This is a genomic window from Actinomadura sp. ATCC 39365, assembly GCF_054392275.1.
The window spans coordinates 3135263-3149574 of the sequence record NZ_CP184335.1; the positions used below are offsets into that span (position 1 = coordinate 3135263).

Consider the following 14312-nt stretch of genomic DNA (forward strand, 5'->3'; position numbering starts at 1 on the left):
CTAGCGTGCCCGCGGAACGGTCCGCCATGAGCGGGCCCGCCGGCCGGATCGACCGGCGAGGAGCGGGTCAGCGCAGTGACCGCAGCAGGACGCTCCGGTCGAGGACGTCGACGGGCCACGTACGGGAGCGCAGGGTGCCCCGGTCGCGGTAGGCGCGCATGATCGCGACGTGTTCGGGCAACCGGACGAACCCCCGCAGATCCTCCTCGCTCCGCCACACCGACAGCGAGCCGACCCGGCGGCCGGCGAGGTCCGCCCAGAGCCACATGCCCACCGCGCCCGGCAGGCCGGGCCAGTGGCGGCTCAGGGACCGGCCGTGCCGGGCGATGCCGGGCAGGTCGAGCAGCCGCCGCATGCGGAAGTCCGTCAGGGCGGCGACCAGCGGCCCCGGGCGGTCGCTCTCGGGGCCGGGGATCCAGCGTGAGGTCAGCATGCGGCGCACGGCCCGGCGGTGGTGTCGGATGTCATGCCACCAAACTATATTAACGACCGATCGTTTGTATATCTGGGTGGCGTTCAGGCGCGGCCGGGGGAGAGGGCGCCGGCCAGCTCGCGCCAGTGGGGCATCGCCGTCCGGCCCGGCTCGATCCCGATCACCTGCACGGCGACGTGGTCGGCGCCCGCGTCCACGTGTCCGCGCAGCTTGCCGACGACGGTGTCCAGGTCGCCCCAGAAGACGAAGTCGTCCACCAGGCGGTCGCTGCCGCCGCCGGTGATCTCGTCCTCCGCGTACCCGAGCCGCCGGAACTTCGCCACGTTGTACGGGGTGCTCAGGTAGGGGCGCAGGTGCGCGCGGGCGGCGGCGCGGGCCTTGGCGGGGTCGGTCTCGAACAGCACCGGATGCTCGACGGCCAGGAAGGCGTCCGGGCCGAGGAGCCGCCGTGACTCGGCGGTGTGCGCGACGTTGACGTGGTAGGTCTGCGCGCCCGCCGCGCGGTCGCGGGCCAGTTCGAGCATCTTGGGTCCGTACGCGGCCAGCAGGCGGCGCACGCCTGACTTCGGGACGGGGTTGACGGTCTCCAGCTCGTCCAGCTCGTCGAGGTAGGCCCGCATGGCCGTCAGCGGGGTCGTCCCGGCGCGGGGCTCGCCGCCGAAACCCAGGCCGAGGACGTGCCGGTCGGGGTAGGCGTCGGCCAGCAGCAGGGCCGCGCCGTACGTCCACCTGGCCTCGCGGGCCCAGATCTGGGCGATGCCGTTCACGATGTGCATCCGCCGCGTGCACGACAGCAGGAAACCGGCGTGCGTGAGCGCCTCGCGGCCCAGGAGCTCGGGCATCCAGAACGCCCCCCACCCCTGCTCCTCCAGCTCCTGGATCGACTCGCGCATGTGCGCGGCCGGCACGTGCTCGAAGTCGAACGTGTAGATCCCGTACGTGCCGAGGTCCAGGCCGTCGATGCTGCCCATGGGACATCCCCTCATCGTCATGTCGATCGTTAGAAGGATAGACATATCGCAAAATGTCGATATATGGAAACCGGCCTCTGCCGTAGGCGAGCGGGTGCGGCTCCTACAGCGTGCGGCCGAGCGTGGCGACGAGCTGGGCGATGCGCCGCTCGTCGCGCTTGTAGTGCGTCCACTTGCCCACGCGGGTGGCGCGTACCAGCCCCGCGCGCTGCAGCTCGCTCAGGTACGCCGACACCGTCGACTGCGCCAGGCCCACCCGGGCCTGGATGTGCGTCACGCACACGCCGACCTCCATCGGGTCGGCGATCGCTCCCTCCAGGGAGAAATGGCGCCCCGGCTCCCGCAACCACGACAGCAGCCGCAGCCGGATCGGGTTCGCCAGCGCCCGCAGCGCCTCGGACAGCTCGGAATCGGTCATAAGTGGAGCCTCCGCCATGGACGCGATCATAGTGAGTCATCGACGTATCGCGGTAACCCGATGCGTGCCAGCTCGGAGGCGGTGGGGTTTCCCAAGGCGAGGCAACGCCTCGGGAGATTTTCCGCACCCGCAGTAATCCATCCAGTCAAGACGATTGCCTCAAATAAGGCGATCGCCTTATATTCCGAAGTGTCGGGCTTTCAAGCTGGAGGACGCATGACCGCTGACGCGATCCCCGATTTCCCCTTCGACCGCCCCACGGCGCTGGAACCGCCCCCACAACTCGCCGACCTGCGGGAGAAATGCCCCGTGGCCCACGTACGCCTGCCCAGCGGCGACGTGGCGGCCCTGGTGACCAGGTACGACGACGCCCGCGCCGTCATGGCCGACCCCCGCTTCAGCCGCGACCTCGCCCGCGAGGGCGCCGCCCGGCTGTCCACCACCGAGGACGGCGGCCTGTTCAACCGGCGCAAGGACGCCGGCGACATCGGCGAGGGCGAGGGCCACATGCGCTGGCGGCGCCTGCTGAGCCGCTGGTTCACGGCCCGGAAGATGGAGGTCTGGCGCCCCCGGGTCCAGGCCATGGCCGAGGACCTCCTCGACTCCATGCTGGCCAAGGGCTCCCCGGGCAACCTGTCGTCCGGCCTGGCCCTGCCCCTGCCGGTACGGGTCATCTGCGCGCTGGTCGGCGCGCCGAGCTCGGACCAGGACAAGTTCGCGCACTGGTCGCGCACGATGCTGACCCTGACGCGCAACACGCAGGAGGAGGTCGACACGGCCTACCGGGAGTTCAACGCGTACGTGTCGGACCTGATCGACCGCAACCGCGCCGACCCCGGCGACGACCTGCTCAGCGAGCTGACCCAGATCACCGACGCCGAGGACGGCAGGCTCAGCCAGGACGAGCTCATCGCCACCGTGCGCGGGCTGCTGCTGGCCGGCCACGAGACCACGTCCAACATGATCGCCATCATGACGGCGATGTTGCTGTCCGACCGGCAGCGCTACGAGGCCGTGATCGACGACCCCGACCTGGTCCCGGGTACCGTGGAGGAGGTCCTGCGGCTGGACAGCACGTTGTCGGCCATCGGCGGCGTGCCCCGCTTCATCACCGAGGACGTCGAGCTGAGCGGGATCACCGTGCCCGCCGGCAGCACGCTGATCCCCAACATCCCGGCGGCCAACCGCGACCCGGCCAAGTTCGCCGACCCCGACCGGTTCGACCCGCGCCGGGAGAACAGCGGCCAGCACCTCACCTTCGGCGCCGGCCGCCACTACTGCCTCGGCCAGCCGCTGGCCAGGGTGGAGCTGCAGGTCGTCCTGGACCTGCTGACGCGGCGGCTGCCCGGCTTGCGGCTCCGCGACGACCCCGGCGAGCTGCGGCTGCGCACGGGCGGCCTGTCCGGCGGCCTCCAGGACGTATGGGTCACCTGGTGACCCGCTGACCTCCGCCGGCGGCATGGGATAGCGTTCGGGGACGGTGGTGGAAACGAGATCGAGGACCGGTCATGGACGTCAGTACGGCGGTCGCCGCGCCGTCTCCCCGCTCGATCCGGGCCAAGGACAGGATCATGCAGACCGCGGAGCGGCTCTATGCCGAGCACGGCTTCGCGCACGTGTCGATCAGGATGATCCGCGAGGCCGCGGGCCAGCGGAACAAGTCCGCCGTCCAATACCACTTCAGCACCCGTGACGAGCTGATCCACGCGATCCTGTCCCGTCACGCGGCCGCCATCGACCGGCACCGCCTGCCGATGGTGGCCGCGCTGGAGACGTCGGGCGAGGTGTCGCTGCGCGACTGGATCACGTGCGCGATCGCGCCGAGCATCGAGCACCACATCGAGCTGGGCACCCCGTCCTGGTACGGGCGGTTCCTCGCCCAGGCCGTCGTGGAGCCGTCCCTGCGCGAGTACGCGGCGCGGGCGACGTTGAGCACGCCCTCGTTCCGCCGGCTGGAGCTGCTGCGCCCGCCGTCGATGCGTGACCGGGAGCGCGAGCTGTCCGAGCGGCAGACGGCGATGATCCGGCTGCTCGTCGTCCACATGAGCGCCGAGCTGGAGGCCGACCTGGCGGCCGGCCACGCCGCCGCCGGTTCAGTCGAAGAATCCTGGCGGGCTCTGGGCGAACATCTTGTCACCGCCGTCTGCGGACTCAGCGGCGCCCTGCTGCCTTAGAGAGTCCCTGTCCGGTACGCGCACGATCTCCCCGCCGGTGCCGCGAGGGGCGCCGTAGTGGCGGACCGCCTGGTAGTACAGCTTGGCCAGCGCGTTGCAGCTCGGCTGACGGAAGATCGAGTACTGGGTGCACACCTGCTTGAGGTCGAAGAAGAACGCCTTGTCGATGCGCTCCTTGTTCGCCGGGAAGTCGCCGACGGCCTGGTAGTTCCGGTAGCCGAAGTCGTGCCGCCGGCACGGGATCGAGAAGTCGAAGCCCATCGGCTGGTCGGGGCTGCTCGTACAGCCGTCGCTCGACCAGTCGAAGTCGAAGTCGGCCCACGACCCCCGGTCGGCCCAGGCGTCCCGCCAGGCCTCGGCGCTGGAGGCGGTGGGTTGCGTGAACCCCGAGAGCGCGGAGAGCTTCTCCTCCAGCGTCACCGCCTGGGCCGGCGGCGCGACCGCGAGGGCGGCGACCAGCGAGAGAGCGAGCGGGACCGGCGCCACGAGAGCCCGTCTGACCATGGGAACCTGCCTGTTTCGACCGGGACGGGAACATTTCATGGTCAGGTTCGCCCGCCGGCCCGCCGCGACCTGGGAATTCCGGGAAAACCCGTGGCAAAGGTCGTGTCCGCTTTCTGAACCGCGGGCCGGCCGTTCATCGTCCGAGGCCGGGGTGGTCAGGCGTCGGCGTCAGCCCAGGCCGTCGGCGTGGTTCATCTCCTCGGCCTGGGCCAGGGCCTCGGCCAGCGGCGGGACGTCCCAGACCGTGCGTTCGGCGTCCGTGGTGACGGGGTCGACGCGGTAGAGGGACCAGCGGCCGCCGGTGTCGACGTACTGGGTGCCGTAGCGCTGGGGCAGGCCCATGTGCAGCAGCCACCGGTCGAGGGCCGAGGCCGCCAGCCGGCGGGCGGGCCGGCAACCGGCGTCGGCCGCCCGCCGTGCCAGCTCGAAGGCCAGGTGGTAGTGCTCGGCCAGCCCGCCGTGCTGCATCACCGTGGCCAGGTGGTAGTAGTCGCCCGGCGAGCGCACCTCTCCGGCCGCGAACTTCTCCATGCAGCGCGCCCGCCGGGCCAGGCCGCGCTCGTCGCCGTCGCCGGGCACGCCGTCGCGCCGGTCGTCCTGGTCGCGTTCGAACAAGTCACGCAGCTCCGGATCGCCGGGCGCCTCGCGGTCGGGGTCGGCGAGCTTGGCGAGGATTTCCGGAAGGCTGAACATTTGGCTGCGCGGCGCGGCCGACCATCTGCGCGCCGCTCGCGCGCGGCCCTTTCCAGTACGGTTATCCGCCACGTCTGCCAGCGTGCCGGGACAACCCGGGGCGCGCAAGACGGCGCCACGCCGCAATATAGGGAAAATGTAGGGCCCTCCCCGTTGACGCTTTATTGGGCCGGGGCGATGATGGCCGCGAAAGGGGCGCCCGCGCCTCCGCCGGAAATGAGGGAATGCGTGACCCTGCTTAAGGATGCGAATACTCGACACCCCGGGGCGCCTGCCGGCGTGCCCGCCAGGCGCCGTCACGCGGCCGTGAGCTGCGGGTTTTTGGCAGGTGGTGGCAGGGGCTGAGGAGATGAAGCCCGCGCCTGGTGCTCCGGCGCTCCTTCACGCCGGCCGGCCCGAGTTCGCCGCCGATTTCCGGGCGCATGAATTCATGCCCTTCGGCCCGGAGGTCCCGTCCATTGACTCGGGGTGGTGCGGAATTCTAGAACGGTCATCGTCGGGAAGCGTTTCCGGCACGGCCGCCGATAACGCACGGTGGATGTGGATCGCGATATTACGCAGAAGCCGCGCGGGCAAATGGCTCGGCCGCGCGAGGGCGTACCAGGAAGCGCATGGCATTCCGGGCCCGCCGCTCACCGGCGGCGCGGCATGAGTGATCTCGTCACCTCCGCCGCGGACGCCCTGCGCGCGCTCGACGAGGCGCTGCTCGGTCTGCTGAAGGCGCTCCCGCCCGAGGACCCCGGCGCGCGGACGGAGCTCCGGGCCGAACTCGAGCGGGCGGGCGTCACGGACGAGGTCGCCGGCCGCTGCCTGCGCGTGCTGCGGATGGTGTTGTCCGGCGAGCACGCGCGCCCGAGCGACTGGATCGGGGTGACAGCGGTGTTCCAGTGCGGTTTCTGCGGCTCGGCGCCGGACCCCGCCGACCTCGTCGTCGGCAAGTCGGTCTCGATCTGCCTCGGGTGCGCGCTGCTGGCGACGGCCGGGACCGTGCGGGGCGAGCGGGAGCCGGTGGAGCGGCCGTGCGCGTTCTGCGGCGCGCGGGCCGTCCCCGCCCACGTGGGAGCCGACGGGGACATGACGGTCTGCCGCGCCTGCGGCGAGCTGGTGCTCTACATCATCGCCAGCAAGAAGCGCGCCGATTGACGCCCGGGGACGGCGGGACGGGCGTCAGCCGCCCTGGGTGTAGATCGTCCGCCACCGCGAGCACCGGCCGACGGGCCGCGCGCCGTTGCCGCGGCACACCTGCGCCCGGATCTGCAGCGCGCCGCCGACGTTCTTGCGGAAGGAGCCGGTGCCCGGCAGGCAGTTGTAGACCCCGTGCGTGCGCCAGCGGCCGTTGCTCGCGCTCTGGTACCTGATCAGGACCCACGAGCAGCCCTTGCCGCGGTCGTCGTCGAGGGTGCCGGTCACGGCCAGGCCCGACTGGCCCGCCACGACCTTGCCCCGGGCGGTCGCCAGGCCGTCGGCCGAGTGCAGGGCGCCCCACCTCCAGCTCGCGGGGTCGGCGGCAGCCGCCGTGCTCAGCGCGATCAGCGTGAGGACGGCGGCGCCCAGGGCGGTCAGGACGCGGGTCGGAAGATGGTTCGTCACCGGTCCAGGACTACCGGCCGGTACTTGTGGCCGACTTGGAAGCGGGCTGAGGCGTCAGAGTGAGGGGCAGCGGGCGGGGGCGGTGCCGTAGGCGTACCGGAGGAAGTCGACCAGGTAGGCCGACCAGGCGTTCCAGTCGTGGCCGCCCCTGCTGTAGCAGTAGCGGTGGCCGACGCCGAGGCCGGTCAGCGTGGCGTCGAACTCGCTCGCGTACGCCCCGAGGATCGGCTCGCTGACGCCTGCGGCGTCGTCGCTCGCCCTGGTGTCGTAGCCGCACGCGGCGGGCGCGGGCCCGGTGCCGTCCGGGACGCGCGGGAGGCTCGCGCAGCCGCCGGCGTACAGGGCCAGCCGTCCGTCGTAGGGGGCGTACCTGCCCTGGGTGACCAGGTCGGCGGGGTTGGCGGCGGGCCAGTCGTCGACCGTGCGGCCGTGGAAGACCGTGGTGGTGTGCGGGCCGAACAGGGTGTCCAGGCGGTAGCGGCGCTGCACCTCCTGGTCGAGGACGGGCAGCGGGCCGCCGTTGTCGTACTTGTTGACGCGGAACTCGCCCAGGTCGGTCAGCTCGATCGCCGCGCCCGACTGCCACATGGAGTCGGAGATCGTGCGCTGGGCGGGCCTGGCCCGCAGGTCGATGCCGGGCGAGAAGGCGCCGATCACCGAGAAGACGCCGGGGTGCGCGGCCGCGTACCGCAGCGTGCCGTAGCCGCCCATGGACAGGCCCGCCAGGCCGCGTCCCGACCGGTCGGCGACGGTGTTGAAGTTGGCGTCGATCCACGGGATGAGCTGCTCGATGTGGTACGTCTCCCACTTCGGCGCGAAATATCCGTCCGTACGGCCGGCCCAGTCCGCGTACCAGCCGGTCATCCCGCCGGTCGGCATCACCACGATGCCGTCGAAGGAGCCCGCGGTCCGGACAAGGGAGACGAGGTCGGCCTTGGTGGTCCACGAGTCGTAGTCGTCGCCGCCGCCGTTGAGCAGGTAGAGCGCCCGGTAGGGGGTGGCGCGCGAGGGGTCGTAGTCCTTCGGCAGGTAGACGCGGACGGTGATCGGGCGCGACAGCGGGTCGATGACCGGGGTGCCGCCGGACGGCTGGAAGATCGCCGTCGAGGTCATCGTGACGTCCCGCAGCTCCGAGTCGTCGCTCTGCGGGCGACGTCGCACGTCGAGGCAGGTGATGCCGTGGCCGTCGGGCCGGGGCAGCACGGCCGCGCACCCGGCCGCTCCGGTGGCCGCCTGCGTGGGCGCCGCCTGGGCCACCCCCGTGCCTGCGAACGTGCCTGCGAACATCAGTAATCCGGCAAGGGCGGACGTGAACCGCATCGTTCTCCTTCGGTTCGGGCTCCCGACCGCCCCAACTTACGAGGGGACCGGCGGCCGGCGCGTCAACCGCCGGACCGAAGGAGGTCAACTTCTGCCGTACGCCTCAGCGCAGATGCGCGGCCGTCCAGCAGTCGGGCGCGCCGGGCCTGCCGCACGCCGTCAGCCCGCGCAGGACCCCGGCCAGGTACGCCGTCCGGGCGTTGCCGGGGTCGTTGGACTCCTGGTGGGGGTCGGTGACGGTGTTGTAGTACTCGGGCTTCGGGTCGCCCTCGTACTCGGCGTACAGCTCTCCTGCGGTCCGTACGGCGTTGTAGGTGGGCGGCTGCGCGTTGCCCTGCTTCAGCCGGTCGGCGTCGGGGTCGGGCCTGCCGGGCGTCCGCGGGTCGGGCCTGACGTGCTCGACCAGCGCCGCCTGCCGCCAGTCGGCGACCTGCCGGCCCTGGATGAGGGGGAGCAGGCTGCGGCCGTCCCGGCTGTCGCGGATCGCCGGGGCGAGGCCGGCCATGTCGAGGAAGGTCGCGAACAGGTCCACGTTCTGGGCGATCGCGCCGGTCACCCGCCGGTCGTGCTCTCCGGTGACCGGCCGCCTCACCAGCAGCGGGACCCGTACGTCGTGGTCGTAGGGGGTGGACTTGCCGCGTACCAGGCGGTGCTGGCCGAGGTGGAAGCCGTTGTCGCTGGCGAACACGACGTAGGTGTTGCGGCGCTCCGGCTCGGTCAGCGTGGACAGCACCCGTCCCACCATGTCGTCGACCGACTGGACCATGCGGATCCGGTCACGGAAGTCCTCGCGCAGCTCCTCGGCGCGCTTCGCCTCGATCGGCGCCCGGCGGACCCAGGAGGGTTTGTCGGCGGTGTCCTCGTCGTAGGAGGGCAGGGTGGTCACGTCGATGCCGTCGCAGTCGGGGCCGCCGCAGTCGCCGTGCGGGAACTCGCCGGCCGGGAAGCGGTCCTTCGGGCGGTCGCGCGGCGCGGGCGGGAAACGCGGTTCGGTGTCGCCGGGCTTGACGTCCACCCGGTTGTGCGGGGAGAAGGGCGAGACCTGGAGGAAGAACGGCCGGTCGGGGGCGTGCTCGCGGGAACGCTCGATGAAGCCGGTCGCGCGCTGGGCCAGCTCGTCGACCAGGTAGTCGCCCCTGGAGGGGGCGATCGGGCGCCGGTCGCCCGACTCCTCCCTGACGTAGCGGGTGAGCTGGTACCTGAACTCGTTGTAGCCGCCGCCCGCGGAGACGTGCCACTCGTCCCAGCCGGTCGGCACCTGGTAGCCGGGGCGGGCGGGGTACTCGTTGATGTACTTGCCCAGGTAGCCCGTGCGGTAGCCGGCCTGGTGGAGGGAGGCGGCGTAGGTGCGGCTCTCGTGCCGGGCGAACGCCTCGTAGCCGCCGCGGTCGTAGCCCTGGTTGGTCCGTACGCCGGTGTTGTGCGGGAACTGGCCGGTGAACATCGAGGCCCGGGAGGGGCAGCAGAGCGAGTCGGACACGTAGTAGTCGGTGAACGTGGTGCCGCCTTCGGCGAGGCCGCGGACCGTGTCCATGTAGGGCAGCAGGTCGGCCGACAGGTCGTCGACGAGGAAGAAGATGATGTTGGGCCGGGCGGGGGTGTCGGCGGCCGCCGGAGGCGTGGGCGAGGCGATGAGCAGAGCGAGGACGGCGGCCACCGCCGCAGCCACACTTCTCCTGATATTTCGGGACAACGACATGCCTGCCTCGTAAACGGTGCGAAAGGGAGCAACGGCGCTGCCCAGTAATACCAGACAAACTACCCACAAACCACCAAACCACCACCTCCCCCACTCCCATCCCCCCAGCTCAAGCGGCCTGCGGTGCGAAGGGCGAAGGGGGTGAAGGGCGCCAAAGGACGCGGAGGGCGCGCAGGGCCGGAATGGCGAGGGCACGCAGGGCGGAGGGTGCGAAGGGGGGGACGCGAAGGGGGAGGACGCGAAGGGCGGTGAGCGCGAAGGGCGTGGATGAGTGCGGAGGGCGGAGGGTGTGAGGCGCGCGGAGGTGTGTGGCGGGTGGGGGGTGGGTCAGGGGGTGAGGATGCGGGTCAGGGTTTCCTGGACCGTGGCGCGGACGGTGGCCGGGTCGTCCAGGTCGAAGCCCACTACCAGGCCGTCCCTGACCAGGAGGAGGATGTCGGCGGTGCGTTCGGCGTCGGTGTGGCCGTCGGCCGCCAGGAGGTCGCGGTACAGGTCGCGGTGCCAGCGCCGGTGCTCGGCGATGGCCTTCCGTACGGGATGCGCCGGATCCGGGTACTCGGCCGCCGTGTTGACGAACGGGCAGCCGCGGTAACCGGCGCCGGACCCGAACTCGCACATGAACGCGAAGACGGCCGCCAGCGTCTCCCGGGGTGAGTCCGCGCGCAGCGTGTCGACCAGGGCCCGCTGCACCGCACCCTGCTCGGCGATGTACGCCCGGACCAGCTCGTCCTTGCTCGGGAAGTGGTGGTAGAAGGTCGCCTTCGCGACGCCCGCCGCCGCGATGATCCGGTCGATCCCCACCGAGTGCACGCCCTCGGCGTAGAACAGCCGCGCCGCCGTCTCCAGGACCCGGATGCGGGCCGGACTCGGGCGGGGGTCCTTCACCGTCTCTGCGCTCACCCCTTGACGCTACCAGACAGACCTGTCTAGTCTCAGGCTCAACGAACTAGACAGACAGGTCTGTCTAGCAAAACGAAGGGCAACCGGTCATGAGCATGTACACCGCCATCGCCACCTCGGCCGGCCGCGACGGGCGCGCGGTCACCTCCGACGGCAGGCTGGACGTCAAGCTGGCCCTGCAGAAGGAGCTGGGCGGCGACGGCGAGGGCACCAACCCCGAGCAGCTCTTCGCCGCCGGCTACGCCGCCTGTTTCGCCTCGGCCATGCGGCTGGTGGCCGGGCAGAAGCGGATCGACGTCTCCGACGCCTCCGTCACGGCGGAGATCGGCCTGTCGCCCAACGGCGCGGGCGGGTTCCAGCTCGACGCCACGCTCCGCGTCGAGCTGCCCGACGACATCGCCCCCGAGGTCGCCCGCGAGCTGGTCGAGGCCACCCACCAGGTCTGCCCCTACTCCAACGCCACCCGCGGCAACATCCCGGTCAACCTGATCGTCGAGTGACGGGATCCGCCTCCCGGAAGATCGGCCGGAGGTAGAGACGAGAGACTTGAAGTGTGACATGTTACATGCCATGCGAATCACTCTCTCCGCGGCGGCCGCCCTCCTGGCGATCGCCGCGCTCGGCGTCCCTCCCGTCTCCGCCGCGGCGGCGGAAACCGCGGCGCCACCCGCGAAAAAGGTGAGCAGGGAGATCTCCCCGCTCAGCCCGCAGCAACGCGAGCAGGCGGCGCTGCGCAGGCAGGCCGTCGAAGGGCTCTTATCCCCGGACGCGGCGGCGGCCAAGGCGCGGCCCGGCCGCTCGGTCAAGGTCGGCCACCGCTACGTCGAGCTCGCCCAGGAGCGCAAGGACCAGATCTTCGTCGTCCTGGCCGAGTTCGGCGACAAGGTGGACAACGAGACGAAGATCGACGGCCAGATCAAGTACGGCGGCCGGCCCGGCCCCCGCCACAACGCGATCCCCGACCCGCGCGGCACCGACGACAACCACACCCTCTGGCGCCCCGACTTCGACCGCGCCTCCTACGTGAAGTCCTACTTCGCGACCGGCGGCAACTCCCTGCGCGACTACTACCGCCTCCAGTCCTCCGGCCGCTACGACCTCGACGGCTACGTCAGCGACTGGGTACGCGTGCCGTACAACGAGGCCCGCTACGGCAGCGACCGGTGCGCCCCCGAGGAGGGCGGCATCTGCTGGAACAACTGGGACCTGGTACGCGACTCGGCCAACGCCTGGTACGAGGCCGAGAAGGCCAAGGGCAGGACGGTGGAGCAGATCCGCGCCGAACTGGCCGAGTACGACGTCTGGGACCGCTACGACTACGACAACGACGGCGACTTCGACGAGCCCGACGGCTACCTGGACCACTATCAGGTCGTGCACGCCGGCGTGGACGAGACCTGGGGCGGCGGCGCGCAGGGCGCGGACGCCGTCTGGGCCCACCGCTACTTCGCCTACTGGCCCGAGCGCGGCCAGGCCGGCCCCGAGGGCAACCGCAACGGCGGCACCCAGATCGGCGACACCGGCATCTGGGTCGGCGACTACCTGACGGCCGGGGAGAACAGCGGCGTCGGCCTGACCGCCCACGAGTTCGGCCACGACCTCGGCCTGCCGGACCTGTACGCGGGCGGCGGGGACAACTCGGTCAACTTCTGGTCGCTGATGTCGTCCGGCTCCTACCTGAGCTCGCGGACCGGCCCGCTCGGCGAGTACGCCGGCGACCTGGACGCCTGGAGCAAGCTCCAGCTCGGCTGGCTGGCCTACGACCGGGCGCGCGCGGCGACCCCCTCCACGCACACCCTCGGCGTCGGCTCCTACAACACCCGCGATCCGCAGGCGCTCGTGGTGGACCTGCCGGCGCGCGAGATCAGCACCCCGCTGGGCCGGCCGTACCAGGGGGAGTGGCAGTGGTGGAGCGGCAAGGGCGACAACCTTGAGCAGACGCTCACCCGGCAGATCGACCTCTCCCGGGCCACGGAGCCGACGCTCAAGGCGCACGCGGCGTACGCGATCGAGCAGGGCTACGACTACCTGTACGCCGAGGTCTCCCGCGACGGCGCGGCCTGGACGCCGGTCGGGCAGCCGCTCACCGGAAGCTCGGACTGGCGGGAGATCTCCTACGACCTGAGCCCGTACGCGGGCGGCAAGGTCTGGTTCCGCTTCCGCTACTCGACCGACTCCAACACCTCCGAGTCCGGCTTCCGGGTGGACGACATCCAGGTGCCCGGCGTGTTCGCCGACGACGTCGAGCAGGGCGAGGGCGAGTGGACGGCGGTGGGCTTCGCCCGCAGCGGCGAGGTGGGCGTGCAGCGCTTCTCCCGCGCCTACCTCGCCGAGAACCGGCGCTACACCGGCTACAACGCCTACCTGCGGACCGGGCCGTACAACTTCGGGTGGACCGGCAGCCAGCGGGTCGAGCACTACCCGTACCAGCAGGGCGTGCTCATCTGGCTCTGGGACGCCTGGTACGGCGACAACACCACCCGCGACCACCCCGGCGAGGGCATGATCCTGCCCGTCGACGCCCGGCCCGAGCCGCTGCGCTGGGCCAGTGGGGCGGCGGCCGGGGCGCGGCTCCAGGTGTTCGACGCGCCGTTCGGCAACGCGCGCACGGACCGGCTCCGGCTGCACTCGGCGGGCGTTCCCGCCGTGTTCCCGGCGCGTCCGGGCGTTCCCGTGTTCGACGACCACCGTGGCGTCTACTGGAACCCCGATCTGCCGCAACTCGGGGTGAAGGTGCCCGACACCGGCACCCGGATCGCCGTCCTGCGTGACGGGGACCGCGCGCTGGTGCGCGTCTCGGCGTCCTAGCGGCTTCGGCGCGGCCCGCGCGCGGGGGCGCGGGCCGCAGATCGATGGGCGTTTACGACCGTTTTAGGTGGTCAAGGGCAGGGTTGTGGTGATATATCCCGTAGAGAGGAAAGATCATGACCTCTGGGCCTGACGGATTCGGCAAGGCGGAGACCCTGGAGCACGAACCGCCCAGGCGCCGGTTCCCCCGCTCCGTGCTGCTCGCCGCGACCACCGCGGTCGTCCTGGCCGCCGGCGCCGGCGTGGCCGCCGCCTCGGCGCTGTCGCCGGCGCCGTCACCCACCGGCACGCCCCCGTCCGCGGGGAGCCCTTCGGCCGTCCCGTCGGGCTCGCCGTCCGACAAGGGGCGCGGCTGGGGGCGCGGGTTCGGCGGCCCGCCCGTCCACGGCGAGTTCGTCGTCCCCGACGGACAGGGCGCGTACGTGACGGTGGCCACCCAGTACGGCGAGGTCACCGCCGTCGGCCAGGACTCCGTCACGGTCAAGAGCGGGGACGGCTACACCAAGCAGTACGCCGTCAACGCCGACACCCGGGTCAATCGCGACCAGGGCATCGGCGCGATCAAGGCCGGCCAGAAGGTCATGGTCAGCGCCAAGGTCACCGGCGGCACGGCCACCGCCGTCACCGTCCACGACGTGACCGCCCGCGACGGCCGCGGCCGGCACGGCGACGACCACTGGGGCGACAGGGACGGCGGCAAGGGCGGCCCCCGGCACGGCGACCACCAGCCCGTGCCGTCACCCAGCTCCACCTCCTGAGGCGACGCCGACCCATTTCTCGCGGTTATGCCCCCCGTATATAC

Annotated in this window: 15 protein-coding genes; 6 read left to right on the forward strand and 9 right to left on the reverse strand. The window is 71.6% G+C overall.

Annotated features, from left to right (window positions below):
* Positions 1-67 precede the first annotated feature (67 nt).
* From ACNF49_RS15650 to ACNF49_RS15660, 3 genes are all read right to left on the reverse strand, one after another.
* A complete protein-coding gene (locus ACNF49_RS15650) occupies positions 68-433 on the reverse strand; it encodes an antibiotic biosynthesis monooxygenase family protein (RefSeq protein ID WP_357972227.1) in 366 nt (121 codons plus the stop codon).
* Between the two features lie 83 nt (positions 434-516).
* A complete protein-coding gene (locus tag ACNF49_RS15655) occupies positions 517-1404 on the reverse strand; it encodes a TIGR03620 family F420-dependent LLM class oxidoreductase (protein ID WP_482944155.1) in 888 nt (295 codons plus the stop codon).
* Positions 1405-1507: 103 nt separating this feature from the next.
* Positions 1508-1822: an ArsR/SmtB family transcription factor gene (locus ACNF49_RS15660; protein ID WP_482944156.1), complete on the reverse strand. Its 315-nt coding sequence runs from the start codon at positions 1820-1822 to the stop codon at positions 1508-1510.
* Between the two features lie 216 nt (positions 1823-2038).
* On the opposite strand from ACNF49_RS15660, the gene ACNF49_RS15665 reads away from it, so the two are divergent.
* Both ACNF49_RS15665 and ACNF49_RS15670 read left to right on the forward strand, forming a co-directional pair.
* Positions 2039-3259, forward strand: a complete 1221-nt coding sequence (locus ACNF49_RS15665) for a cytochrome P450 (protein ID WP_482944157.1) — start codon at positions 2039-2041, stop codon at positions 3257-3259.
* Between the two features lie 71 nt (positions 3260-3330).
* On the forward strand, positions 3331-3996 hold the full coding sequence (locus ACNF49_RS15670) for a TetR/AcrR family transcriptional regulator (RefSeq protein WP_357972216.1): 666 nt from the start codon (positions 3331-3333) through the stop codon (positions 3994-3996).
* Here the strand turns inward: ACNF49_RS15670 and ACNF49_RS15675 are convergent.
* On the reverse strand, positions 3916-4500 hold the full coding sequence (locus ACNF49_RS15675) for a phospholipase (protein WP_498702499.1): 585 nt from the start codon (positions 4498-4500) through the stop codon (positions 3916-3918). The two genes, ACNF49_RS15670 and ACNF49_RS15675, sit on opposite strands and share 81 nt — an antisense overlap.
* Before the next feature lie 168 nt (positions 4501-4668).
* Positions 4669-5193 (reverse strand): hypothetical protein, encoded by a 525-nt coding sequence (locus ACNF49_RS15680; protein WP_482944159.1) that lies wholly within the window; start codon positions 5191-5193, stop codon positions 4669-4671.
* Positions 5194-5841: 648 nt separating this feature from the next.
* Here ACNF49_RS15680 and ACNF49_RS15685 point away from each other — a divergent pair.
* On the forward strand, positions 5842-6336 hold the full coding sequence (locus ACNF49_RS15685) for a hypothetical protein (RefSeq protein WP_482944161.1): 495 nt from the start codon (positions 5842-5844) through the stop codon (positions 6334-6336).
* A 24-nt stretch (positions 6337-6360) separates the two neighbouring features.
* On the opposite strand, the gene ACNF49_RS15690 is transcribed toward ACNF49_RS15685, so the two are convergent.
* From ACNF49_RS15690 to ACNF49_RS15705, 4 genes are all read right to left on the reverse strand, one after another.
* The gene (locus ACNF49_RS15690; RefSeq protein WP_357972208.1) at positions 6361-6783 is read right to left on the reverse strand and encodes a hypothetical protein; all 423 of its coding nucleotides are present in this window, start codon (positions 6781-6783) and stop codon (positions 6361-6363) included.
* 54 nt (positions 6784-6837) lie between these two features.
* Positions 6838-8103: an alpha/beta hydrolase gene (locus ACNF49_RS15695; RefSeq protein ID WP_482944162.1), complete on the reverse strand. Its 1266-nt coding sequence runs from the start codon at positions 8101-8103 to the stop codon at positions 6838-6840.
* A 103-nt stretch (positions 8104-8206) separates the two neighbouring features.
* Complete coding sequence (locus ACNF49_RS15700) at positions 8207-9772, reverse strand: sulfatase family protein (RefSeq protein ID WP_482944163.1); 1566 nt, start codon at positions 9770-9772, stop codon at positions 8207-8209.
* 357 nt (positions 9773-10129) lie between these two features.
* On the reverse strand, positions 10130-10702 hold the full coding sequence (locus tag ACNF49_RS15705) for a TetR/AcrR family transcriptional regulator (protein WP_482944164.1): 573 nt from the start codon (positions 10700-10702) through the stop codon (positions 10130-10132).
* 89 nt (positions 10703-10791) lie between these two features.
* Here ACNF49_RS15705 and ACNF49_RS15710 point away from each other — a divergent pair, with 89 nt between their 5' ends.
* From ACNF49_RS15710 to ACNF49_RS15720, 3 genes are all read left to right on the forward strand, one after another.
* Positions 10792-11202: an organic hydroperoxide resistance protein gene (locus ACNF49_RS15710; protein WP_357972200.1), complete on the forward strand. Its 411-nt coding sequence runs from the start codon at positions 10792-10794 to the stop codon at positions 11200-11202.
* Between the two features lie 70 nt (positions 11203-11272).
* Positions 11273-13510: an immune inhibitor A domain-containing protein gene (locus ACNF49_RS15715; RefSeq protein WP_482944165.1), complete on the forward strand. Its 2238-nt coding sequence runs from the start codon at positions 11273-11275 to the stop codon at positions 13508-13510.
* Between the two features lie 116 nt (positions 13511-13626).
* Positions 13627-14268 (forward strand): hypothetical protein, encoded by a 642-nt coding sequence (locus tag ACNF49_RS15720; RefSeq protein ID WP_482944166.1) that lies wholly within the window; start codon positions 13627-13629, stop codon positions 14266-14268.
* The last annotated feature ends 44 nt before the right edge of the window (positions 14269-14312 follow it).